Origin of the sequence: Mesorhizobium sp. B1-1-5 (assembly GCF_006443065.1) — a bacterium.
In the GTDB taxonomy this organism is placed as follows: Bacteria; Pseudomonadota; Alphaproteobacteria; order Rhizobiales; family Rhizobiaceae; genus Mesorhizobium.
In genome coordinates this window covers 66,559-89,286 of sequence record NZ_VFWS01000002.1, presented here as the reverse complement: position 1 = coordinate 89,286, position 22,728 = coordinate 66,559, and the positions used below count along the sequence as shown (strand labels likewise).

The window sequence follows — 22,728 nt, the reverse complement described above, 5'->3', positions numbered from 1 at the left end:
CGTGATATATCAATCCGGCCATTTCAGGATCGCCGCTTCCCGTGCGCGCAGGCGCTCCTCAAAGGACGTGGCGGCCATCACGTTCGACTTGCGCGCCTGATCCAGTTCCACGGCCAGTCGCTTTGCCACGACAAGCTCCTCACCCGGATGCAGATTGCAGGGGTCGAGGAAGAAATAGCCGTGCTCGACCTCATGGTCGCGCACGACGACCGGAGGGTCGCCGGCAGCCAGGCGGTCGGCCAGATCCCAGGCGGCAACGCGGGCTTCAGCAGGGTTGACCGAAACTTTCAGGCGATCGAGCGGATTTTTGGTCGGATCCGGGGCGATCTCGGCGATTATACCCGGTCGGCCATCGAGCGCCTCGACCCAGCAGTCGAGCGCCTTGCGTTCGCGGGCGCGGATGCCGTCATGGTCACGTGTTTTCCATGCCTGAAGTGCCGCCACAGCGCCGACGATGCCTTCCTTGCCCACCTTCATGCCGCGGCCAATGCCGCGATTTTGCAGATAGACGTCGCGCACCCTTGCCTTGGATCCTGCAACGACGCCCGAGGTCGGGCCGCCGAGAAACTTGTGACCGGAATAAAGAACCAGGTCGGCTCCATCGGCCAGGAAACCCTTCAGGTCGTATTCCGACGCCGCATCGACGATCACCGGTACGTTGCGCGCGTGGGCCACTTCGGCGAAAATCTTCAAGGGGATTTGCGCGTAGCCCACCACGTGGTGTGACACGACGTAGACGGCGGCCGCGGTGTTTTCGGTAAGGGCGCCGGCGAGTTGGTAGGCCGCGGCACTTGTCGCCTGGCCGACCGGCACGACCTTGGCTCCGGCAATACGGATCGCCTGCTCGATGGGCGCGCCGTAGCTCACCATATGTCCAGACTGGATGACCACCTCGTCCCTCAGCCCGGCCGTGTCGGGCAGGCGTTCGATCGCGACCAGATCAGGTCCGGTCATGCAGGCTGCCACCGCCAGGCTGATCGCCGCCGAGCAGGACGCCGTGACAAAGCCGGCTTCGGCGCCGGTCAGGTCGGCGATCACGGCGCTGGCGCGACGTTGTAAGTCACTCATTTCGACGAATTCGGTCAGGATCGCCGCCACTGCTTCGACGGCATCCGGCACCACGATGGAGGCGCCGAGCCCAGTCATCGTGCCGGAAACATTGATGACCGGTCTCAAGCCAAGGCGGCGACGAATGTCTTCAATCGGCATGGCGGTGGTGCTCCTTAGTGGGAACTCAATCGATGGCGATGATGGCTTCGATCTCGACGGTGATTTGGCCAGGCAGCGAACCGTGCCCGACGGCCGAGCGCGCGTGAATTCCGGCCGGACCGAAGACGTCGATGAACAGATCCGAGCAGCCATTGATGACGGCAGGATGGTCGGCGAAATCGGGCACGGCATTGACCATGCCGAGCAGTTTCACCACACGCCGCACACGGCTCAAGTCGTGGAGCGCAGATCGCATCACGGCAAGCAGGTTGATGCCGGTCAGCCGTGCATGTGCATAGGCCTGCTCCACCGTCACGTTGCCGCCGACCTTGCCGGTGTGCTGCATGCCGTCAGCCTCGGTCGGCCCCTGACCGGACAGGAACAGAAGCTTGCCTTCCTGAACGTGGGTGACAAAATTGGCGATTGGAGGTGGTGCCTGGGGCAGGGTGATGCCCAGCGCCTTCAGGCGGTCATTGGGCGAGTTTTCCGATCGCTTCATCGGCTCGGAAAAAGTCATGTAAGCGAACTCCAGTCAGTCATTTCTTTGGTCGTGGCGAATGCAGGCCACATGATGTCCGCCGCCGATAGGCGAAACCGGCGGGATCACCGCGGCGCAGGCTTTGATCGCTTCCGGACAGCGAGTGCGAAAGACACAGCCCGATGGCGGATCAATCGGGCTGGGAATATCGCCCAGGAGCGGGACCCGAACGCGCACGCGCGTTGGATCCGGCACCGGTGCAGTTGCCAGTAACGCCCTGGTGTAGGGATGCCGTGGCGCCGCATAGACCAGCCTGCTTGGACCACGCTCCATCACCCGGCCGAGATACATGACGACGACCTCGTCGCACAAATATTCAACCACCGACAGGTCATGCGCGATGAACAGCAGCGTCAGGCCAAGCCGCTTTTGCAGATCGCCAATCAGGTTGAGCACTTGGGCCTGCACCGAGACGTCGAGCGCCGAAACCGGCTCGTCGGCAACAATGAATTCTGGTTCCACCGCAAGTGCCCGGGCAATGCCGATCCGTTGGCGCTGGCCACCTGAAAATTCATGCGGGTAGCGAGAGGCATGATCGGGTGAGAGGCCGACAAGGGCAAGAAGCTCGGCAATGCGGTCCTGCCGCGCCTTGCCACGCAAATAGCCGCGCGCGTCGAGAGCTTCGCCGAGTATCGCGCTGACACGCAGGCGCGGATTGAGGCTGGAGAAAGGGTCCTGAAAGACGATCTGCAGCTTTTGCCGATAGGCGCGCATCTCGCGTGCCGACAGCGAGAAGAGATCGACGCCATTGAACAGGGCTTTGCCGCTGGTCGGCTCGATCAGACGCAAAATGGCGCGACCGGCGGTGGTCTTGCCGGATCCGGATTCACCGACCAGACCGACCGTCGAGCCGCGCTTGACCTCGAAACTGACGTCCTCCACGGCGTGCACGACACGGCCGTCGTGGGCAGGAAACCGCTTTGTCAGTGCCTGGACGCTGAGCAGGGGGGCTGCTTGTGTGGTGTCGTTGGTTTCAGCGTCGGCAATCATAGTTCGGCGCTCCGGATGCAGCGGGAGAACCCTGCCGAGCCCGCCGGCATCAACGGTGGCGGGACGGCCCGGCACGGGGCGATTGCGTAATCGCAGCGCGGCTCGAAGGCGCAGCCGGGCGGCAGGGCGGTGATCGCCGGCACGGTGCCGGGGATGGAATAGAGTATTTTGCGCTCGCCGGCCGCATCGACGTCGCGCGCCGCATTGGGAGTGCAGGCAAGCAGGCCGCGCGTATAGGGATGGCGCTGATGCGCGAACAAATCGTTGACAGGCGCCTGCTCGACGACGCGGCCGGCATACATGACAACGACATTGTGCGCGATCTCGGCGACGACACCGAGATTGTGAGTGATGAACAGGATCGACATGCCGAACTGCTGCTGCAGCCGTCGCAAGAGATCAAGAATTTGAGCCTGGATCGTCACGTCGAGAGCCGTCGTCGGCTCATCGGCGATCAGCAGCGAAGGATTGCAGGCAAGCGCCATCGCGATCATCACGCGCTGGCGCATGCCGCCTGACATCTGGTGCGGATAATCATCGAGACGCGATGCGGCATCGGGAATTTCCACATGCCGCAGCATCTCCAGCGCCCGCTTGCGGGCCTCCTGCCGGCCGACCGGTTCGTGCAGCGCAATCATCTCGCCGATCTGGTCTCCGATGCAATATAGCGGATTAAGGCTTGTCATCGGCTCCTGGAAGATCATCGCGACCTCCTTGCCGCGGATCCGGCGGAAATCCTTCGCAGCGAAGCTTGCCAGATCGTCCACCCGGCCGGACCGATTGCGGAACAGGATCTTGCCTCCCACGATCTGGCCCGGCTTCGACAGAAGGCCCATGATCGATAGGCTGGTGACCGATTTTCCCGAACCGGATTCGCCGACCACGGCCAGCGTCTCGCCGCGCTTTAGCTCGAAGGTGACGCCGTCGACCGCCTTGGCGGTGACGCGCCGGGTCACGAACCAGGCCTTGAGGTCCTGGACCGACAGGATCGTGTTCTGGGCCAGCGCCTCGCTCAAGCTTTCCATCCGCAATGAGGACAAGCGCCGTCGCCGGCATGCGTCGATGGCACGTGCCGGTGGGCTTCTATCGCATTCGCTCCCAGGATCGCGTAGCGCGGTTCGAACAACTGGTTGAGCACGCTCGTCGCACCCTGGGAGTCTTTCACCGTCAGTTCGGCATCGACCAGTTCGAACAATGTGAATTCCGCCGGCTTGCCCTTTTCCAGCAAGCTGTCGGCTGGCAGTCGGATGGCCCGGCGTGGTGCCACAGTCGACGCTGTCACTACGTCCTCGAACGCCATGCCCAGCGACAGAAGCTTCGACATGGTCGTCGCCATGTCCCACACGGAACCGTCGAGCGAGCGGTTGTGCAGATCGGTCGAGATCGTCTTCGGCGGCAGGCCGCGTTCCAGAGCGGCCTTGGCGACATCAAACGAGAAGGATGCCCCGCCATGGCCGACATCAAGCACGATGCCGCGCGACGCCGCGTCCTCTGCCAGACCGTAGAGGTCGTCGTCCTCGATGATCGAGCCGCCGGCCTTGCCGTTGAAGAAATGGGTAACGATGTCGCCCTCGGTCAGCAGGCCGAGAATGTCGTCATAGAGCGGCGGCGGCTCTCCGACGTGCACCATCACCGGCAGCTTGACGATGCGGCCGAGCTTCTTGGCCAGCTTGACCGGCGTCAGATCCCAACCGCCGGTGATGACGTGGCTTGCCCGCACCTTCAACCCGACGATGACGTCGCGGTTGGCTTCGATGGTGGCGATCGTGCGGTCGATGTCGATCGAGCGCATGTCGATCAGCTCGCTCACTCGGTTGCAGGCAACGAGCCCGATCGAGCCGATGTTCAAGAATGCGTAGATGTTCTCCTGTGCCGGCTCGACGATGAATTCGCGAAAGCCGTGGAAATTCGCCTCGCCGGCAGAGCCCGCGTCAACCATGGTGGTGACGCCGCGAGCAGCGCCGCACTGCTGCGGCCGTATCGAGATGTCGGTGCCGCCATACCAGACATGGACATGTAGATCGGTCCAGCCGGGCGACAGGAAGGCGCCGTTCGCCTCCACCACCTTGACGTCGTCGCCGGCGCCAATCATCGAGCCAATCTCCGCGATGCGCCCGCCCTTGTCGACGAGCACGTCGATGGCGGGACCAGGACCATTGCCGAAGGCCACCGGCCTGGCGCCCTTGATCAGCAATGGCTGTTTGGCTGCGGGAAAATTGTTGCCGAACATCAGATGTCCTTTGCCAGACGGGGATCGAGAAGGTCGCGCAGGCCGTCGCCAACCAGTTGCAGGGCCAGCACGGTGATGACGATGGCAGCGCCCGGGAACATCATGATCCAGCCGGCCTGGTCCATGTACTGACGGCCGACCGCAATCATCGTGCCCCATGTCGGGATGTCAGGAGAGATGCCGACACCGAGAAACGATAGCCCGGCTTCGGCCAGGATGGCGTTGGCGAAGATGAAGGTTCCCTGCACCAGGATGGGGGAGGCGACGTTGCGCAGCACGTGGCGCACCAGGATGACGGGCGTCGGCACGCCGAGCGCGCGCGCCGCCTCGACATAGGGCAGTTCGCGGATCACCAGCGTTGAGGCGCGCACCACCCGCGCCAGCCTCGGCGCGTAGACGATGCCGAGCGCGACGACGACGTTGACTGCCGTGGCGCCGAGTGCCGCCACAAGGGCAATTGCAAGCAGAATATCGGGGAAGGCCATCATGGCGTCGATCAGCCGCGAAAGCGGAGTGTCGAGCTTCCTGAAGAAGCCGGCCATCAGACCAAGGACGATGCCGATCACCGAGGAGAAGACGACCACCGCGAAGCCAACCGACAGCGAGGTGCGCGCCGCATAGAGCATGCGCGTGAACACGTCGCGGCCGAGATCGTCGGTGCCGAACAGATGCTCGAGGCTTGGCGGATGCAGCCGGCTGGCGATCGAAAGCTTGGTCGGCGCATAGGGCGCGATGGTCGGCGCCAGGATCGCCGCCAATGCGATGACGACCAGCAGGGCCAGCCCCACCGCCGCCGTCGGGCGGCCGAGCAACCGTGACAGAAGGTTGGGCTCCTGCTGCAGCGGGGTTGCGATCGCGGCCATCAGTAGCGCACCCGCGGATCGATGAGGATGTAGAGCATGTCGATGACGAAATTGACCAGCACGTAAAGGCCAGCGATGACCAGCAGCGCGCCCTGGATGACCGGATAGTCGCGCCGCAGCACCGCCGAGACGATGAGGCTGCCGACCCCCGGCAGGCCGAACACGGTCTCGGTGACGACGGCTCCCGAAATCAGCAGCGCCGCCGTCAGGCCGATCACGGTGAGGATAGGGATAAGCGCATTCTTCAGCGCGTGTTTCAGCACCACGCGCCACTCGCTCATGCCCTTGGAGCGCGCAGTGCGGACGTAATCGTCGTTGAGGACATCGAGCATCGAGGCGCGCGTGAAACGCGTGATCAGGGCCGAGCTGACCAGGCCGAGCGCCAGCGCCGGCAGCACGAGATGAGCGATGCGATCGCCGAACGAGGCGCCGGGTCCGCCATATCCCGACGTGTCGAACCAGCCGAGCCTGACGGCAAAGAACTGGATGAACAGCAGGCCGAGCCAGAAGCTCGGCACGCTTGCCGCGAACATGGCGATGGTCGTCGCCGCCTGGTCGAAAAGCGAGCCGCGCCTATAGGCAGAAAGGATGCCGACGGGCAGGGCGATCACAGTCGCGATCATGAGCGAGAACACGGTCAGAAAGAAAGTTGGTTCGGCGCGCTGGAGGAGTGCCGTGGTGACCGGCTCGTTGAGGAAGATTGACTGGCCGAAATCGCCTTGCAGGACGCCGGCGATGTAGCGCCAGAACTGTTCCGGGATCGAGCCGTCAAGCCCGAGCCTGGTGCGAAGTGCTGCGATATCGGCGGCGGTGGCGTCGGGACCGAGCATGATCGCGGCCGGGTCGCCCGGCGTCACCCGCACGATGACGAAGACGATGGTGGCGACCAGGGCCATCACCACGACCATGCCGAGGAGCCTGTTGAGAACCGAGCGCAGCATCCGCGTTGATATCTCCGGGGCCGGTTTTGCGGGAAGTGCCGCCGGACCGCGGCGCCTCCCGGATCATGCCAGGCTGCCTTCCCGCGACGGAGCGGGAAGGCAGGGGATTGGCTATTTGCCTTCGAGGTAAGCGTTCCAGAAATAGGGCCAGGGCGCCGGCGTGACACCCTTGAGGTTCGGCGCCTCGGCGGCAAGCGCGTTGAAATCGCCGACCTTGTAAACCGCCGCTTCGTCGTAGATCACCTTCTGCACGTCTTCGTAGAGCTTGGCGCGCTTGGCCGGGTCGGTCTCGGAGTTGAAGGCATCGAGCACCTTGTGCTTGGCATCGCTCGACCACCAGCCTGGCGTATTGTCGGACATGAAGCCGTTGAGCGACGGTTCGGCGAGAAAGGGACTGTGGGTGATGTAGATGTCCCACAGCGCCGGATCGGTGCGGTTCTTGGTCAGTGTCGCCCATTCGACGACATCGAGCTCGACCTTGAAGCCGGCCTGCTCCAGATAGGCCTGAGCCACTTGTGCCATCTTGTAGTGGAACTCGTACTGGCGGCTGGTCAGGATGCGCAGCGGCTTGCCGTCATAGCCGGCGTCCTTGAGCAGTGCGGCGGCTTTCTCGGTGTCGCCCTGGGGCTTGTAGGCCTCGGTACCTGTGTCCGAGTGCCAGGCGAAGCCTTCCGGATACATGGCACCATCGACTGCATAGAAATCCTTGGACCCGAAGGCGGCGAGCAGCATATCCTCAGGCGCCAGCGCTGCTTGGATGGCCTTGCGGATACGGACGTCGGAATTCAGCCCCTGTTTGGTGTTCATCACGAACACGGGCCAGCCGAACGGCTTCAGGATAAGCGGCTTTGTCTTGCCGCCGGAAATCTTGTCGTAGGATTCGACAGGAAGAGAATCGGCATAGGCGAACTGGCCGGCGACGGCGCCCTCGACGCGCGTATTGGGATCCGGAACCGGCACGAAGCGAATTTCGTCCAGATATTGTTTCCTTGCCCCACCATAGCCGTCCGGCTCTCCGTCGCGGGACCTGTAGCCATCGAAGCGGACGAGTTGGATGAACTGATCCGGCTTACGGTCCTTGAGCATGTAAGGCCCGGTTCCGATGAACTTTGTCAGCGGGTCTTCGTCGGCATTCTCAGAGGGGATGATGATGGCCGCCGCATTGTTCAACGACAGCAGCGACAGCAGGGGCGCATAGGGTTTCTTCAGTGTAATTTTGACCGTCTTCTCGTCGAGGGCGTCGAGCGAGCTTATGACGTCCGCCGCCTGCTTGCCGCGCGTCGCCACCTTCATCCAGCGTTTCAGCGAGGCCATGACATCGGCCGATGTCATATCCGAACCGTCGTGGAACTTGACGCCCGTCCTTAGCGGGATCGTGTAAGTCAGGCCGTCCGGCGATATCGTCGGCATGTCGGCGGCCAGGAGCGGCGTGATGCCCCACTTGTTGTCGAACGTATAGAGCGTCTCGTAAATGTGCTGGGTGATGATGCCGACCAGATCGGCGGTCGATGCCATTGGATCCAATGTCGGAGGCTCGCCGACCGTGGCGACGTCAATTACCCCCCCTTCTGCGGTTCAGCCCATGCCAGCGCCGGCAGCAATGCGGCGAACGACGCGACGACTTGCAGTACGCGCTTCATTCGTTCTCCTCCAGGTTCCATTTTTATGGAATATATAGTTTAGTTACGCACTAAGCTTACGCCGATGGCTCGTCGCGTCAAGCGGCGAAGCCCGAACTGGGCTTGATTGCGGATCCCGTCCGTGCGCGAACGGTCATGAGACAACTTCTTCAGATCTCGCCGCACTGGCCGAACCCGGGTTTCCGGATAGCGTTGGGCTTCGTGGCGCTGCCTTGTGCTGTTGGCGCGTTCTTCCGACGGAAGACATGCCAGTGCTTGGATGCTCAGGATTGCGGCTGAGGCGGACTGAGCTTGCCCCCAGGTTCTATCCAGTTTTGAGTTCGTTTCCGGCGTGGGTTTGTGCCGGCCGAGTGCAGAATTGGAAGGCGAAGCTCATTGTCAACCGGGACATACGCGGCGAAGGTAGCACCCAGCGTTGCCATACCTCATCCTTGGCCAAGAGAGCCTATAAGGGTCCTGATATCGAAGGGGCTTCCCGGCGAGCCACGCCGTGCAGTAGAGGTTGTGCTATTCAGTGGTTGGGAGGCTCAGACTATGAAACTACTCGGCGTCTTTTTGCTGCTCATATCCGTCATTCCTGCTGGAGCGGATGACCGGTCCGACCTACGAGACAGACTTCTGAAGTGCGTGAGGTTCCCCGCCTCGTCAGTTGACCTGCGCCTCAAAGCAAGTTTCAAGGCGAATTTGGATAAACGAGGCAAACTTGCGTCGATCAGCATTCCTACGCTCCGCAAACAAACGCAGCTTCGATCAGCGCGACTCAGCTTGCCGCCGAGGTAAAGAGGTGCTGGCCAACTGGCGCTGATGTGGTCAACATCGATTTGACCAGCGCTTTTCCCTGAAGCCCTTTGCCGAGCTGCCCGAAGCCTTCAATTGGCTGCAGCAGCATCTGCTCGGCGACCGGGAGATGGTCGAGATCCTGGCCCTTGGCGTGCACATGACAACAGGCCGTGCTGGAAGGCGGGATGGCCTTGCGGGCCCGGGGGGCCGACCAAGGTCCACATCCTTCAATCACCTGCATAGGGGTCGACGGTACTCGCGGCACCACTTGTGGATGCACCGCACAGGATGAGTCTGGCCAAGGAGCCGGTGGCTAGTGTCGAGCGCTACGATGCGCTGCGCCAAGCTCCGGAGGTGCACCACGCGTCATGATTCCGTCATAGGCTCTGAGGCGACGGGTTGCGGTTCAGTTTGAAATGAGCGAGCCTATTTAGCCTTCGCATCATCCTTGCGGACTATCGACAGCTTAGGCCCATTCGCCTCACGAATGATCTTCGCGGCTTCGTCTATGGTGATGCCGCACTTGCGGGCATAGTAGGTTGCTTCTGCCGCCAGTTCGCCTTCTATCGGCGCTTCAACGACATGCGGCCTAAGCTTTGCCTTCTTTCCCATCGGCCGAATCATAGCACAAACTCCATGCTCTGATAAGGAAAGCCCTGTCGCGCCCGCGCCCGTCGTGTCAGATAATGGCGCAAGCCGCGCCGAGGGCGGCGGGGATGTCGTTGTCGCGTTACAGTAATGTCTACTGGCCAGGTGAGCTGGACATGCTCCAGCGGGTATTTGACCGCTTGTGCGACGAGCGTTGCCTAGTCTAGCGTAAGCAATGTTCTCAGGCCACGGCCCTGAGTTCAGAGGCGCGGATGTAAGCCCAGGGCAGGAGATCGTCGATCTGGCTGTTTGGGTGGTCGTTGACGATTCTGGTGAGGATGTCGGCGAGGTAGCCGAGGGGCTCGACGCCGTTGAGCTTGCAGATTTCGATCAGGGAGGCGATGACGGCCCAATGCTCGGCGCCGCCATCCGAGCCGGCGAAGAGCGCGTTCTTGCGGTTGAGCGCGATCGGACGGATTGAACGTTCGACCGTGTTGCTGTCGATCTCGATGCGTCCGTCGTCGAGGAAGCGCGAGAGGCCTTCCCAGCGCGAGAGCGTGTAGCGGATCGCCTCGGCGAGCTTTGTCTTCTGACTGATCAAGCCGAGCTTTTCGCGCAACCAAGGTTCGAGGTCGGCAATAAGTGAAGCGCTCCTCTCCTGACGCATCGCACGGCGCTTGTCGGCCGATAGGCCGCGGATGGCGTCTTCGATCTTGTAGAGCTCGGCGATCCGTCTTAGCGCCTCGCTGGCGATCGGCGCGGGACCGGCAGCTGCCAGTTCATAAAAGCGCCGACGGACATGGGCCCAGCAAAAGGCGAGCGTCACGCCGCTCTTTTCGGCCAGCGCGCGATAGCCACCATAGCCGTCGACATGAAGGATTCCGGTGAAGCCTGCGAGATGCGCGATCGGACGCTCGGCCTTCCGGTCCGGCGCATAGACATAGGCCACGCTTGGCGGGTCGCTCCCCTCCCACGGTCGGTCATCGCGGGCATAGGCCCAAAGTTGCCCCGTCTTCGTCTTGCCGCGGCCGGGGTCGAGCACCGGCGCTGTCGTCTCATCGGCGAAGAGTTTTGGTGAGGACCTCAGCTTTCCAAGCAGCCGCTCGTGCACCGGACGCAGATGCCAGGCGGCACGGCCGACCCAGTCGGCGAGCGTCGAGCGATCGAGATTGATGCCCTGCCGAGCGTAGATCTGCGCCTGACGATAGAGCGGCAGATGATCGGCATGTTTGGAGACCAGCACCTGGGCGACCGTCGCCTCGGTCGGCAGCCCGCCTTCGATCAGCCGGGCGGGCGCCGGAGCCTGAACGACAACGTCCTCACAAGCGCGACAGGCATATTTGGGCCGACGCACCACGATCACACGCAGCTGCGCCGGCACGATATCGAGCCGCTCGCTCGCGTCTTCGCCTATCCGATGCAGGCCACTGCGGCAGCACGGGCGGGCATGGTCCTCGATGTCGACGACCTTCTCCACGCGAGGAAGGTGTGCCGGCAGCGAGCCACGGTTGGCCCGACGCTTGGTAGTCCTTGCCAGACGTTCCGTGGCAGCAGCCTGCTCGTTCTCTTCCTCGCCGGCCGCCTCGATCTGCTCGGCCTCTTCGAGCCCCAGCAGCAGCTGATCCTCGGGGAGCGTCTCTGCGCGACGGCCGAAGCGATGGCGCTGCAATTCCTTGATGATCTGGATCAGCCGGGCATTCTCGACGTCGCGCGCCAGGACCATCGCCTTCAGCACATCCGGATCATCGGGAAGCTGGTAAGCCGTCATCGCCATGAGCCGATCAGACCATATTCGCCAACGGCTCGCGACAGCGGAATCGATGCTGATTCACTTCGTCGCGGGTCAGCCCGCCTGGGCTGGAATGCGGGTCCGGCGCGCTTCGTGGACGCGCCGCCAATCGAGCCCTTCGAGCAGCGCCGAGAGCTGTGCAGCCGTCAACCTCATCACGCCGTCATGCACTTTCGGCCAACGGAACTCGCCATCCTCCAGACGCTTGGCATAAAGGCAGACGCCGGTGCCGTCCCAGAAGATCAGCTTGATCCGGTCGGTGCGCTTGGCGCGGAAGACATAGACCGCGCCGCTGAACGGATCGGCGCCCATCGTCTCGCGCACCAGCGCGGCCAAGCCCTCAGCACCCTTACGGAAGTCCACCGGCTTCGTCGCCACCATGACCTTGACCGCACCCGTCGGCCCGATCACGACGTAGCCTTCAACGCGCGGATCACCGCCGCAACAGTCCTGGCGTCAGCGCCACGGCCGACCCGCATGGTGACGCCGTCGATCTCCAGTTCGATCATGCCGGCATCGCGGGCGGCGTTCCGTTTGCGTTGTGGCTGCCGTTTCCCCGTCGGTTCCGACTCCGGCGCCGCCACCACTGCCGGCACAACGGTTCCGGTGCCAGCGTTTCCGCCAACCGCGCACGAGCGGCGCAACGCCAGGCAAACAGCTGCTGCGGGGACAATGCATATCGCCGGGCCACCGCACTCACAGTCTCGCCGGCATCGTAGCTTTCCGCCACGATCCGCGCCTTCTCCTCCGGCAGCCATTCCCGCCGACGACCGGAACCGGAGAACACCTCGAACCGGCGCGCCGGCTCGGGATCGCTGGATTTAAGCGTAAGCTCTGAAATCGTCATGTGTCGAAGCCCTGAAAGCTCCAACATCCTCGCTCAGGCCGACCTCCGAAAGGTGCCGCCGGAACAGCGCTTACAGTCTAGCCAAGAGAGACCGTGATCAGCGCGAATATCTGGCTATGGAACTCTTCCAAGTTTTCGATGACGGGACGCGCGACGAAGCGGAGCTTTGGCGGACGCTACACTGAAGAACCCACTGCATTTAGGCGGCCGCTATAAACATTGCGTACGATAGGGTTTGAAGTGATCGCGGGAGACCGTTACATCCCAAAACCCACTATTGAGGAAGCAGTCTTTTCCTATCGGCGACGGTCAAAAAAATTGACAAGTGCTAGCATGACGCTGCCCATTTGGAAGCTGTAGTCAGCAAGCGAGGCGAGGGTCATCTCCGAGCTATGCGGGCAAAACTGATAGACATTGCTAGTCCGTGATTTGAACCTATGGGCCAACTCTTGAGGCCGAGGCGATAGAGACTTTCGGTAAGTAGCTCGCTGGTTGCTCGCGGAAGCATACGGAACGATAGGGGAAGCTTCGTGATTTTGGCCCTCGAAAAACGCAATGAAATCAGTGCCACAACCATGCCCTCCGGGCTCACCATAACCTTTGATTTCATTGACGAAAACTGCCGTTGGCTCAAAACGTTTTGGGCCTATTGAGGACCCATACATTCTTCTGTTGGGTCGCACTGTCAAAGTCGAGCCACCCCATCGTGTCCTCAAGCCGTCTCGCTGCATGAGAAAAGGTCTTCGCCAGCGCTCGAGCTGGCAGGTCGATGACTACCGCTTTCGAAGCGAAGTTGAGCAACTCATCAGTAGACGAGTTGCCGGAACTGCGCCAACGGACTCTGCCGTCCAAGTGAGTGGAACCTTCCGATCGACGCTGCCTTATCTTCATGTTTGAAAAAGTAGCGAGAGGAAGCAATTGAGCAGCATTGCCTGGCGGAGTCTGCTTTTACTGCAGGTGCTTGCACTGGCGCTTGCCTCCTGCTCCTCATCTGAAACCGTCGAACAGCAATCGAAGCTTGCCGCCTCGACGGCTGAGGCGGCGGTATTGGTGACCGATGCCTGGCTTTCCGGCGCCGCACCGCCGCACTATGCATCTGCGGCCCTACAATCCTTTGCCGGCACGCTTGGTGACGCCGACCGGCAAGTTCAATCGGCCCCCTCATCCGATATCGCAAGGCGGGACGCGCTGAAGTCGGCGGTCGGCCGGCTGACGATCGCAGCAGCCGCGGCCGAGCGCGCCGTTAAGGCTGAACAGCAGATCCAGGCCAGACAGGCGCGGCAGGATCTTCGCGCCGCGCAAGCGGATCTCACCGCAGCCTATCGCCAATATTTTGCGCAGCAGCAATGAAGAAGCTGCTCGAAATTTCACTCGGTGTCGTGACCAGCGTCGGCGGCTTCCTGGAGGTCGGCTCGATGGCGACGGCGGCGCAGGCCGGTGCATTGTTCGACTACCAGCTCATCTGGGCCATTGTACTTGGCACCGTCTGCATAGCCTTCCTGGTCGAGATGGCTGGCCGGTTCGCCGCCGTGAGCCATCACACCATTGTCGACGGTATTCGCGAACGTTTCGGCTTTCATGCTTTCATTTGGCCGCTGCTTGCGGTCTTGTTGGTCAACTTCCTGGTGCTTTCCGCCGAGATAGGCGGCGTTGCCATTGCCGCCGAGCTTGCCACCGGAATCAGCTTTCAATGGTGCGCGTTGCCGGTGGCTTTCCTTGCCTGGCTGCTGCTGTGGAAAGGCACGTTTGGGCTCATCGAGAAAGGGGTATCGATGCTTGGCCTGGTCACGCTCTGCTTCGTCGTCGCAGCCGTGATGCTCCGCCCCGACTGGAAAGAGGTGGCGGTCGGGGCCGTGCCCAGCCTGCCGCAGCAGGACACAGCAAAATACTGGTTCATGGCCGTCAGCATTCTCGGCGCATCGATCTCGCCTTATCTTTTCATGTTCTATTCGTCGGGCGCGATCGAGGACCAATGGGACAAGAGTTACCTCGGCGCCAATCGGGCGATTGCCGGCCTTGGCATGGGCTTCGGAGGGACGATCTCGGTCGCCGTGCTGATTGTGGCCGCGCTCGTGCTCGGCGCCCATGGCGTGAACCAGGTGGATGACTATAACCAGCTTCCGCTGATGCTGATCCCGATCTTCGGCTTCTGGGGCTTCGTCCTTTTCGTTGCTTCGCTAGGCATTGCCTGTTTCGGAGCCGCTCTCGAAGTGGGTTTGCAGCAGGCCTATCTCGTCGCGCAGGGATTCGGCTGGACATGGGGTGAGGATCTGAAGCCGCGCGATGATCCCGGATTCAGCCTCGTCTACACATTGACGCTCTTCCTCGCCGCCGTCCCGATAGCGTTCGGTCTGGACCCGTTGAAGCTCACCATCTTCTCGATGGCGCTGACCGCGGCCAGCCTGCCGCTGACGGTCGTTCCGTTCCTTTTCCTGCTGAACGACGACCGCTATGTCGGCAAGCATCGCAATGGTGTCATTTCGAACGCGGCCGTGATCTTCGTCATCGCGCTCGGCTTCGTGCTGGCGGTGGTGACCATTCCGCTGCAGATATTCGGAGGCACATGATGCAGCTGCTGCGCGATATACTGGACAAGCAGGTCGTCGATCGCGAGCAGGTCAAGATCGGCAAGGTTGACGGTCTAGTCGCCGAGCTGAGGCAAGGCAAGCCGCCCAGGCTCGTTGCCGTCGAACTTGGCTCGATCGCATTGGCGCGCAGGCTTGGCGCACGGCTTGGGCGGTGGACGGCGCGCCTCGCGGCAAAGCTTGGCGGCAAGCGCCAGGCAAGGCCGCATCGGATCGCATGGAACAAGGTGCGCGACATCGGCGTCGACATCGAATTCGATATCGACGTTCGCAGGACGAAGATCTTTGCCTGGCAGCACTGGTTGCGCGATCACGTCGTCGGCCGGATCCCGGGAGCCTGACGATGGCGAATGTGAACCTCGAGCATCTGGCCGGCCGGCGCGTGTGCTCAGAAAGCGGCAAGAGCATCGGCTACATCGAGGAGATCATCGCCGAGCAGGATGGTGACGATCTCGTCGTCATCGAATTCCATATCGGCATCTTCGCGGCGTTCGAACGTCTGTCCGCGTCGACGGTCGGCACCGCATTGCTCGATTTCTTCAGGCTGCGTCGCAGGCCGGGCCTCTATCGCATACCTTGGGACAAGCTCGACATTACCGATCCGGCGCACCCGCGGCTGCTCTGCTCGGATGACGAGCTCTCGGGATTCGAAGATATTGGCAATTCTCGAACAAATCCCGCTCCCCTCCATCAGCGCGACAGTTTGAGGCGGCGGTCTTCCGATGCTGTCCGAGACGCTTTGCACCGACCGCGGGCGCGCCGTCTGTCCAGATGAGCCCGGACTTGCCGACGGCAAGGCCGCCACTCTTGCCATATTGCATTTTTGCCCAAGGAAACTCCTCGTATGCGGAACGATCGAGTCCAACTGCCGTTACCGTCAAAAAGGCAGGAGCGAGCAATGACTGGACGCACCACCCACGATCAGCAGATACGTGTCATCGAGAAGCGTGAGAATACGAAGAACGCGCCCAAGGAATTCGAGGCCAAAGCGGAGCTGAAGCGGTCGGCGGCGGAGCGCGAGGCACGGCGGAAGGGGTCTAGCCTCAGGGGCGATACGCCTGACCTGGTTGATCCAGACGATCGCAATATCCTTCGCGGTAAAAATCAAGAAAGTGCCCATAACAAGAATCGAGGTTCCAAGTAGGACCGCGCTCTGCGGCACCCGGTGGAGGCCCCGGCAGCAATCGGTGCTTTCTCGATAATCTGTGGCAGCAGTCTTTTGCGCAACTTGCGCGGGTTCTTAGAAGGATTCTCGACGAATAACTATGATCGGCTTCGACGTGTTCGACTGGAAAAGGTCTCCAGGCTGAATCACCGCCTTCGCTAGCGGTTAGCTACCAAAAGACCGCAGCCCCGGTCGCCCGCGAGAATGGAACCTCGCCCATCCTGCAAAGTTAAAGCGCGGGAGCGATTGTCATGTCAGCAAACGCTGGCCTTCTGGCAGGCTGCGCATTTTGGTTCCTTGCCTATGCCAGCAGCGGGGTCGCAGCCGAGGAACTCGGGCATCGACAAGCGAAGGTCGTCGAACCCCCGATCGAGCCCGTTACTTCGGCTGCGCCGCAATCCTCGAACCCAACCGCATCCCAGGAACCGCCGGGCATCGGGCTGTCGCTGTTCCTGAGCAACGGTTGTGGTGCATGCCATACCATAAAAGGCACCGAGGCCCGCGGGACGATTGGCCCGGACCTTTCCCATGTCGGATCGCGATCAGCGATCGGCGCCGGGGTCCTGCCGAACACCGAGGAAGCCTTTGCACGTTTCGTCGCTCGCCCTGATCTGTTCAAGCCAGGCGTGAAAATGCCGGCGTTCGACATGCTGCCGCAAACCGAAATCCAGACGATCGCGCGATATTTGAAAGCCTTGCAATGACGCCTGGTTCTCGTACCGAATCCGGGACAGCGTCGTCCAATGCTACTGCCGAAGAAGACGTCGTTCGCGTGGCGAACCAGCCGATGATGATCCGCGTGAAGCATGTCGTATTCGGCGCCGTCGGTTTGCCTGTCGTCCTGTTGCTTGGGGCATGGATCGGCTTTTTCAACGTCGGCGCCAGCAGCGGCCATTGGAAGGTGACGGCCTGGTTCCTTCAACTCGCCATGCGCTCGGCCGTACGCACTTATGCATTGGCCGTGGACGCGCCGAAAACGCTCGACCGGCGGGGGCTCCCGGCGGCAGCCGGACATTTTGCGCGAGGCTGCGCGATCTGCCACGGCGCGCCTGGCGAGCTCCGCTCGCCGGCGGTGCTGCGGATGCTTCCGCAACCGCCGGATCTTGCGCGCACGGTCGGAGATTGGACTGACGCCCAGCTTTTTCGGATCGTCAAGCATGGAATACGGTTCACCGGCATGCCCGCCTGGCCGGCCCGCGACCGCGATGACGAGGTCTGGGCAATGGTTGCTTTCCTGCGGGAACTGCCAAAGCTCAATCCGAATGAATTTCGGGCGCTTGCCTTCAATGGCAGCGATGCTACCGGCAGCGATCGGCAACCCGCCACCCCGGATGTTCTCTCCGACTGCATGCGCTGCCACGGAGGCGACGGCGAGGGCAGGAGTGAGGCCGTGCCCGCGCTGGCCGGGCAGAAGGAAGCTTACCTGCTCGCCAGTCTTCAGGCTTATGCCAAAGGAGACCGCACGAGCGGCTTCATGGCTCTGCCGGTGACCGGCATAGCTCCTGACGAAATGGCCGCGCTTGCCCGGTATTTTGCGATGCTGCCACCGGCCTCGGGGGAACACGATCAAATCCCGGCAGCGGTGATCAACAGCGGACGGCAAATCGCAGAAGCCGGAATTCCGGAGCGGAACGTGCCTGCCTGTGACGGCTGTCACATCGGCTCCGACAAGAACCCGATCTATCCGCGCCTCGACGGTCAGCACGCCGCTTACCTCGAACAACAATTGAAGCTGTTCCGGTCCGAGAGCCGAGGCGGCACGCCATTCTGGCGTATCATGGCGACTGCCGCCCAACGCCTCACGGACGGCGATATACGGGCGGTATCGGCCTACTTTTCCAAACCGGCGGAAGATGCTCAGCAACCACCATAGTACGTCGCCCGGAAACATTGCAGGGCCGAGAGCGCCTGCCAAGCAGGGCGCCTCGAAATCGGTTCAAGGAACTTTATGCCATCCTGCCAGTTCCAACAGCGCACAGACGGCCTGAGCGGACAGCCGGCTGAAGCATCCTTTGCGGGTGAACTAGGCTGAATGCACTTCCGGCGGCCCCACGAGACATGGAATTTCGGGACTGCAGCCTGTCCCGGCCCCCTGTCGCAGCTATGGCGCGTAGATGCCGCAAAACAGAAGAACGCCGCCGATCAGGCAGAAGGCGAGGAGTGTCGCAACGTAGAAGCCTGGTTCGCGGAAAATCCTGATATCGCGTTTCAGACTCACGGCTCGGCCCCTTCGGTACTCTACGAAGCCCTCAACACGGAACGGGACCGGCGAGTTCCGGATCTTGTGTTTCGTCTGTTTCGGAGAGCCCCCAATTGGGGGGCGTTGGCCAGCCTTCCGGCTGCCGCCGGCGCTCTCGTCTCTGGCTGCACCGGTATGCAATCGGCCCTCGATCCGCACGGCGAGCGGGCCGACGCTCTGGCTGTTCTGTTCTGGATCTTCACGGCCGTGCTCGGACTTGTCTGGCTGGTCACCATGGCCGGGTTGTTCTTCGCGCTGACACGCCGGCGAGACAGTCGCGGCGAACCGGCGCAAGCGCGTCCAGCCGTCAAACGGCCGATGCGTATCGCCTTTGCTGCGATGCTGACATCGACCGTCATCATTCTCTCCGGCCTGGCCGTGCTCAGCTTCGACGGACAAAGGGCGGTTTACGGAGACGGGGCCGGGGCGGCCATAACAATATCCGTCATAGGGCACCAATGGTGGTGGCAGGTCCGCTATGAAGGAAACAACGGTTTCGAAACGGCGAACGAGATTCGCATTCCGGTAGGCAGCGCGGTCGACATCAAGCTCACCACGGCTGACGTGATCCACTCGTTCTGGATACCAAGCCTCGCCGGCAAGCTCGATCTCATTCCAGGCAAAAGCAATGAGCTCCATATCCAAGCGGATAAGCCCGGCGTGTACCGCGGCCAATGTGCCGAATTCTGCGGCCAGCAGCATGCGCATATGGCGATCTTCGTGGAGGCGCTGGAGCCGAGCGAATTCGAACGCTGGCGCGCAAAGCAAGCCGCGCCGGCAAGGACGATGGCTCATCTTGCGAAGCAAAGTGTCGTTGCTTCCGCGGCATCGTCTCCATTCGCCGCCCTTTCGGAGCGTTCGCGATGAGCCAGGCGGTCGACGAACGTCACGAGACCCGTGACACCGATCTGGATGACGAGGAACTGCGCGCGAGGCTGAGCAAGACCTGGGGCACGGCGCGTGGTCTGATAGGCATTCTCTCGACAGTCGATCACAAGATCATCGGCATTCGCTATATCGTCACCGCCTTCGTCTTCCTGTTGGCCGGCGGCATCATGGCGATCATCATGCGGCTGCAACTCGCACGACCGGACAGCCACTTCGTCGACGCCGAGCTCTACAACCAGCTTTTCACCATGCATGGCACAACGATGATGTTCCTGTTTGGGGTGCCGGTCGGCGAGGCGTTCGCCGTCTATCTGGTGCCGCTCATGGTCGGCACCCGCAACATCGCCTTTCCGCGCCTGAATGCCTTTTCCTACTACGTCTATCTGTTCGGCGGCCTGATGTTGTGGGGCGCTTTCGCGTTGAGCATCCGCCCTGATGTCGGCTGGTTCTCCTATGTGCCCCTCGCAAATCTGAATTTCACCCCAGGCAAGGGGCCGGACTACTGGGCGCAGATGATCACCTTTACCGAAGTCGCGGCGCTCGCAGTCTCGGTCGAGATCGTCGTCACAGTCCTGAAGCAGCGCGCGCCGGGCATGACGCTTGACCGCATTCCACTCTTCGTGTGGACGATGCTTGTCCATTCCTTCATCATCATCTTCGCCATGCCGGCGATCATGCTCGCCTCGTCTATGCTGATCATGGAGCGGCTGGTCGGCACGCAGTTTTTCAATCCGGACGCGGGCGGCGATCCGCTGCTTTGGCAGCACCTTTTCTGGTTCTTTGGTCACCCCGAAGTCTACATCATCTTCCTGCCTGGAACCGCTTTCGTGTCGGCGATCGTGGCGACATTCTCCCGGCGGCCGGTCTTCGGCTGTTTGCCGATGGTGCTGTCGCTGATCGCGATCGGCTTTTTGTCCTTTGGCTTGTGGGTCCACCACATGTTCGTGACGGGCCTGCCTGAAATCGGCGCCGCATTCTTCACCGCCTCCAGCATGGCAATCGCCATTCCGAACGGGGTCCAGATATTCTGCTGGATCGCGACGCTATGGGACGGCAAGCCGGTGCTCAAGACGCCGTTGATCTTCGTGCTCGGTTTCTTCTTCATCTTTGTCGCCGGCGGCCTCTCGGGCGTGATGCTGGCGTCGGTGCCGATCGATACGCAGGTGCACGACACCTATTTCGTCGTCGCCCATTTCCACTACGTGCTTATAGGCGGTACCGTCTTTCCGCTTGTCGCGGCCGTCTATTACTGGTTTCCGAAAGTGACGGGCCGGCTGATGGATGAGCGGCTCGGCAAATGGCAGTTCGTCCTCGCCTTCAGCGGTTTCAACATCACGTTTTTTCCGATGCACCTGCTCGGCCTGCGTGGCATGCCGCGCAGGGTCTACACCTATCCCGCGGAGATGGGCTGGGGCGCGCTCAACCTGCTCGCCAGCGCCGGCGCGCTGCTGTTCTTCGCAAGCTTTCTGCTCATGCTCTACAACATGATGGCCAGCGCCCGCTCGGGCGCCCTTGCCGGCGACAATCCCTGGGGCGCCGACACGTTGGAGTGGGCGGCCAGCTCGCCGCCCCGGCCGCAGAACTTCGATCGCATTCCGTGCGTCACCAGCGGCTCGCCGCTATGGGATCAGGGCGACGACAGGGCGGTGGTCGGCGGCCTCAAGGTTGATGAGCGCGAGCTGGTCGTGACGAGCATCAGCGAGGCCCGGCCCGACATTCGCGAGGAATCGCCCGCGCCCTCGATCTGGCCCTTTCTGGCGGCGCTTGTCACAGCCCTCGCGTTCATCGGCTCGATCTACACGCCCTGGGCGATTACTTGGGGTTCGCCCGTCGTCGCCATCGTGCTGGTCGCCTGGTTCTGGCCGAAAACGATCGAGGAGAATGTTTAGATGGCCCGCAGCGTCATCGATGTCTCAGGTTTGCCGACCTATGCCTTCGGTTCGCGTGTCACCCCCTGGTGGGGGACCTTCTCGTTCTGCCTGCTGGAGGGAACTGGCTTCGCCCTCGGCATCGGCGGTTATCTCTACCTGGCCGTCACCAACAAGGATTGGGCGAAGGACGCGGTGCCCTTGAGCCTGCTCTGGTCGGCGCTCTTCACGCTCGTCCTTGTCGTCAGCGCGCTGCCGAATTTCCTGATCAAGCGAGCAGCGATGCGGGAGAGCTTGCGCTCGGTCCGTCTGCTGCTGCTGATCATGAGCGCGATTGGGCTGGTGCTTATCGGGCTGCGCATCATGGAATTCTCGGCCTTGCCGGTACGCTGGAGCGACAATGCCTATGGCTCCTTTGTCTGGCTCCTTCTCGGCCTTCATGGCGTGCATGTGCTGACCGACGTCGCCGACACGCTGGTCCTGACCGTGCTGATGTTCACGCGGCATGGAACGGGCAAACGCTTCAGCGATGCCGAGGATAATGCGTTCTACTGGTATTTCGTCGTGCTCTCATGGCTGCCCCTTTACGCCGTGCTCTATTGGCTGCCGAGGTTGTGATGCGGATCGCCCGCTCCGCCGGCGAGGCATCTTTGCTCGCAGCATTTGTTTCGGCGCTGTGCATCATGCCGGCGCCCGCCGCATTCGCACATGGTGCAGGCCAAGGAACCGGCCCCTGGCCCGTCGCCGGCTTGACTGTTGTTCCGCTTGGCGTCGTGCTGCTTCTCTACAGCGGCGGCGTCGCACGGCTGTGGCGGCGGGCGGGAGCGGGGCGCGGCGTCGCATGGTGGCAACTGGCCTGCTTCGCGACAGGCTGGTCAGCGCTTGCCGCGGCCCTGATGTCGCCGCTGCATGAATTGGGCGAGCGGCTCTTTACGGCGCATATGCTCGAGCATGAGGTCCTGATGGTGGTCGCTGCCCCTGCGCTTGTCCTGTCGCGACCGCTCGGCGCCATGTTGTGGGCGTTCCCGCCCGTCATACGACGACGCCTGGCGCGCGCGGCGCGATGGCAGGTCGTGCGAATAACATGGCGTGGCCTCACCGAGCCTGCCTCCGCAACGATCCTGCACGGCCTTGCCATCTGGTCATGGCACATGCCGGTTCTCTTCGACGCTGCACTCGCAAGCGAGCCGGTGCACTGGCTGCAGCATTTCAGCTTCTTGGCAAGCGCGCTGCTCTTCTGGTGGGCTTTGCTCAATGGCCGGGCGCGCCGGAGAGGCTACGGCGCGTCGGTGTTCTATCTGTTCTTCACCTCGATGCATTGCGGGCTGCTCGGCGCGATCCTGGCCCTGTCAAAAAATAAGCTATTCGTTCCGAGGAACTCAGTGGCGTCACAATGGAATCTGACCGTTCTCGAAGACCAGCAACTTGGTGGCTTGATCATGTGGGTGGGGGCCTCCGCCTTCTACTTGGCGGCCGCATTGATCCTGGCGGCTTTTTGGATCGGAAGCGGATCGTCCGCCATGAAGAAGGTCGCCGGTACTGCGAGTTCCATGCGAGACTAAACCGTT

At 62.1% G+C, this 22,728-nt stretch carries 23 protein-coding genes and 1 pseudogene; 11 read left to right on the top strand and 13 right to left on the bottom strand.

The window, feature by feature from the left end:
• Window positions 1-9 precede the first annotated feature (9 nt).
• From FJ980_RS01475 to FJ980_RS35230, 13 genes and pseudogenes are all read right to left on the bottom strand, one after another.
• A complete protein-coding gene (locus FJ980_RS01475; protein ID WP_140541189.1) occupies window positions 10-1,209 on the bottom strand; it encodes an aminotransferase class V-fold PLP-dependent enzyme in 1,200 nt (399 codons plus the stop codon).
• Window positions 1,210-1,234: 25 nt separating this feature from the next.
• Window positions 1,235-1,726, bottom strand: coding sequence for a RidA family protein (locus FJ980_RS01470; RefSeq protein WP_140541188.1), 492 nt, complete (start codon window positions 1,724-1,726; stop codon window positions 1,235-1,237).
• 15 nt (window positions 1,727-1,741) lie between these two features.
• A complete protein-coding gene (locus tag FJ980_RS01465) occupies window positions 1,742-2,737 on the bottom strand; it encodes an oligopeptide/dipeptide ABC transporter ATP-binding protein (protein WP_140541187.1) in 996 nt (331 codons plus the stop codon).
• The gene (locus FJ980_RS01460; protein ID WP_210243725.1) at window positions 2,734-3,741 is read right to left on the bottom strand and encodes an ABC transporter ATP-binding protein; all 1,008 of its coding nucleotides are present in this window, start codon (window positions 3,739-3,741) and stop codon (window positions 2,734-2,736) included. Before FJ980_RS01460 ends, FJ980_RS01465 begins: the two co-directional genes overlap by 4 nt.
• Window positions 3,742-3,749: 8 nt before the next feature.
• Window positions 3,750-4,967 carry an amidohydrolase/deacetylase family metallohydrolase gene (locus FJ980_RS01455; RefSeq protein ID WP_140541186.1) on the bottom strand — a complete coding sequence of 406 codons (1,218 nt, stop codon included), beginning with the start codon at window positions 4,965-4,967 and terminating at the stop codon, window positions 3,750-3,752.
• Window positions 4,967-5,830, bottom strand: coding sequence for an ABC transporter permease (locus FJ980_RS01450; protein WP_140541185.1), 864 nt, complete (start codon window positions 5,828-5,830; stop codon window positions 4,967-4,969). Before FJ980_RS01450 ends, FJ980_RS01455 begins: the two co-directional genes overlap by 1 nt.
• The gene (locus tag FJ980_RS01445) at window positions 5,830-6,771 is read right to left on the bottom strand and encodes an ABC transporter permease (protein WP_181181073.1); all 942 of its coding nucleotides are present in this window, start codon (window positions 6,769-6,771) and stop codon (window positions 5,830-5,832) included. Before FJ980_RS01445 ends, FJ980_RS01450 begins: the two co-directional genes overlap by 1 nt.
• A 111-nt stretch (window positions 6,772-6,882) precedes the next feature.
• Window positions 6,883-8,328, bottom strand: a complete 1,446-nt coding sequence (locus FJ980_RS01440; protein WP_348640643.1) for an ABC transporter substrate-binding protein — start codon at window positions 8,326-8,328, stop codon at window positions 6,883-6,885.
• A gap of 843 nt (window positions 8,329-9,171) precedes the next feature.
• Complete coding sequence (locus FJ980_RS01435; RefSeq protein ID WP_181181072.1) at window positions 9,172-9,348, bottom strand: hypothetical protein; 177 nt, start codon at window positions 9,346-9,348, stop codon at window positions 9,172-9,174.
• 269 nt (window positions 9,349-9,617) lie between these two features.
• Entirely contained in the window at window positions 9,618-9,803 is a 186-nt protein-coding gene (locus FJ980_RS01430) for a hypothetical protein (protein WP_181181071.1), read from the bottom strand.
• A gap of 217 nt (window positions 9,804-10,020) precedes the next feature.
• A complete protein-coding gene (locus FJ980_RS01425; RefSeq protein ID WP_140541181.1) occupies window positions 10,021-11,553 on the bottom strand; it encodes an IS66 family transposase in 1,533 nt (510 codons plus the stop codon).
• A 69-nt stretch (window positions 11,554-11,622) separates the two neighbouring features.
• Window positions 11,623-11,979: an IS66 family insertion sequence element accessory protein TnpB gene (tnpB, locus tag FJ980_RS01420; protein WP_140541180.1), complete on the bottom strand. Its 357-nt coding sequence runs from the start codon at window positions 11,977-11,979 to the stop codon at window positions 11,623-11,625.
• A 232-nt stretch (window positions 11,980-12,211) separates the two neighbouring features.
• Window positions 12,212-12,316 (bottom strand): annotated as a pseudogene (locus FJ980_RS35230) (transposase); the annotation flags it as partial.
• Window positions 12,317-13,333: 1,017 nt separating this feature from the next.
• Between FJ980_RS35230 and FJ980_RS01405 the strand changes: the two are divergent.
• From FJ980_RS01405 to FJ980_RS01355, 11 genes are all read left to right on the top strand, one after another.
• Window positions 13,334-13,765 (top strand): hypothetical protein, encoded by a 432-nt coding sequence (locus FJ980_RS01405; protein ID WP_140541179.1) that lies wholly within the window; start codon window positions 13,334-13,336, stop codon window positions 13,763-13,765.
• Window positions 13,762-14,982, top strand: a complete 1,221-nt coding sequence (locus tag FJ980_RS01400; protein WP_140541178.1) for a divalent metal cation transporter — start codon at window positions 13,762-13,764, stop codon at window positions 14,980-14,982. The genes FJ980_RS01405 and FJ980_RS01400 overlap by 4 nt, the downstream gene beginning before the upstream one ends.
• On the top strand, window positions 14,979-15,341 hold the full coding sequence (locus FJ980_RS01395; protein ID WP_246676268.1) for a hypothetical protein: 363 nt from the start codon (window positions 14,979-14,981) through the stop codon (window positions 15,339-15,341). The genes FJ980_RS01400 and FJ980_RS01395 overlap by 4 nt, the downstream gene beginning before the upstream one ends.
• Window positions 15,342-15,343: 2 nt before the next feature.
• Window positions 15,344-15,775, top strand: a complete 432-nt coding sequence (locus FJ980_RS01390; protein ID WP_246676267.1) for a hypothetical protein — start codon at window positions 15,344-15,346, stop codon at window positions 15,773-15,775.
• A 123-nt stretch (window positions 15,776-15,898) separates the two neighbouring features.
• Window positions 15,899-16,144: a hypothetical protein gene (locus FJ980_RS01385; RefSeq protein WP_095768612.1), complete on the top strand. Its 246-nt coding sequence runs from the start codon at window positions 15,899-15,901 to the stop codon at window positions 16,142-16,144.
• Window positions 16,145-16,416: 272 nt separating this feature from the next.
• A complete protein-coding gene (locus FJ980_RS01380) occupies window positions 16,417-16,869 on the top strand; it encodes a c-type cytochrome (RefSeq protein ID WP_140541177.1) in 453 nt (150 codons plus the stop codon).
• Window positions 16,870-16,937: 68 nt separating this feature from the next.
• Window positions 16,938-18,038: a c-type cytochrome gene (locus FJ980_RS01375; RefSeq protein WP_246676266.1), complete on the top strand. Its 1,101-nt coding sequence runs from the start codon at window positions 16,938-16,940 to the stop codon at window positions 18,036-18,038.
• Window positions 18,039-18,197: 159 nt separating this feature from the next.
• Complete coding sequence (gene coxB, locus FJ980_RS01370) at window positions 18,198-19,271, top strand: cytochrome c oxidase subunit II (protein ID WP_181181070.1); 1,074 nt, start codon at window positions 18,198-18,200, stop codon at window positions 19,269-19,271.
• Window positions 19,268-21,181, top strand: coding sequence for a cytochrome c oxidase subunit I (ctaD, locus tag FJ980_RS01365; RefSeq protein WP_140541174.1), 1,914 nt, complete (start codon window positions 19,268-19,270; stop codon window positions 21,179-21,181). The genes coxB and ctaD overlap by 4 nt, the downstream gene beginning before the upstream one ends.
• The gene (locus FJ980_RS01360; protein WP_140541173.1) at window positions 21,182-21,778 is read left to right on the top strand and encodes a cytochrome c oxidase subunit 3; all 597 of its coding nucleotides are present in this window, start codon (window positions 21,182-21,184) and stop codon (window positions 21,776-21,778) included.
• The gene (locus tag FJ980_RS01355) at window positions 21,778-22,722 is read left to right on the top strand and encodes a cytochrome c oxidase assembly protein (RefSeq protein WP_140541172.1); all 945 of its coding nucleotides are present in this window, start codon (window positions 21,778-21,780) and stop codon (window positions 22,720-22,722) included. The genes FJ980_RS01360 and FJ980_RS01355 overlap by 1 nt, the downstream gene beginning before the upstream one ends.
• Window positions 22,723-22,728: the final 6 nt, after the last annotated feature.

Coding starts and splice junctions, on each gene's coding strand:
- FJ980_RS01470 (WP_140541188.1), bottom strand. CDS start 1,726: ATGACTTTTTCCGAGCCGATGAAGCGATCGGAAAACTCGCCCAATGAC.
- ctaD (WP_140541174.1), top strand. CDS start 19,268: ATGAGCCAGGCGGTCGACGAACGTCACGAGACCCGTGACACCGATCTG.
- FJ980_RS01430 (WP_181181071.1), bottom strand. CDS start 9,803: ATGGGAAAGAAGGCAAAGCTTAGGCCGCATGTCGTTGAAGCGCCGATA.
- FJ980_RS01465 (WP_140541187.1), bottom strand. CDS start 2,737: ATGATTGCCGACGCTGAAACCAACGACACCACACAAGCAGCCCCCCTG.
- FJ980_RS01455 (WP_140541186.1), bottom strand. CDS start 4,967: ATGTTCGGCAACAATTTTCCCGCAGCCAAACAGCCATTGCTGATCAAG.
- coxB (WP_181181070.1), top strand. CDS start 18,198: ATGCACTTCCGGCGGCCCCACGAGACATGGAATTTCGGGACTGCAGCC.
- FJ980_RS01385 (WP_095768612.1), top strand. CDS start 15,899: ATGACTGGACGCACCACCCACGATCAGCAGATACGTGTCATCGAGAAG.
- FJ980_RS01355 (WP_140541172.1), top strand. CDS start 21,778: ATGCGGATCGCCCGCTCCGCCGGCGAGGCATCTTTGCTCGCAGCATTT.
- FJ980_RS01400 (WP_140541178.1), top strand. CDS start 13,762: ATGAAGAAGCTGCTCGAAATTTCACTCGGTGTCGTGACCAGCGTCGGC.
- FJ980_RS01475 (WP_140541189.1), bottom strand. CDS start 1,209: ATGCCGATTGAAGACATTCGTCGCCGCCTTGGCTTGAGACCGGTCATC.
- FJ980_RS01360 (WP_140541173.1), top strand. CDS start 21,182: ATGGCCCGCAGCGTCATCGATGTCTCAGGTTTGCCGACCTATGCCTTC.
- FJ980_RS01450 (WP_140541185.1), bottom strand. CDS start 5,830: ATGGCCGCGATCGCAACCCCGCTGCAGCAGGAGCCCAACCTTCTGTCA.
- FJ980_RS01390 (WP_246676267.1), top strand. CDS start 15,344: ATGGCGAATGTGAACCTCGAGCATCTGGCCGGCCGGCGCGTGTGCTCA.
- FJ980_RS01425 (WP_140541181.1), bottom strand. CDS start 11,553: ATGGCGATGACGGCTTACCAGCTTCCCGATGATCCGGATGTGCTGAAG.
- FJ980_RS01395 (WP_246676268.1), top strand. CDS start 14,979: ATGATGCAGCTGCTGCGCGATATACTGGACAAGCAGGTCGTCGATCGC.
- FJ980_RS01380 (WP_140541177.1), top strand. CDS start 16,417: ATGTCAGCAAACGCTGGCCTTCTGGCAGGCTGCGCATTTTGGTTCCTT.
- FJ980_RS01445 (WP_181181073.1), bottom strand. CDS start 6,771: ATGCTGCGCTCGGTTCTCAACAGGCTCCTCGGCATGGTCGTGGTGATG.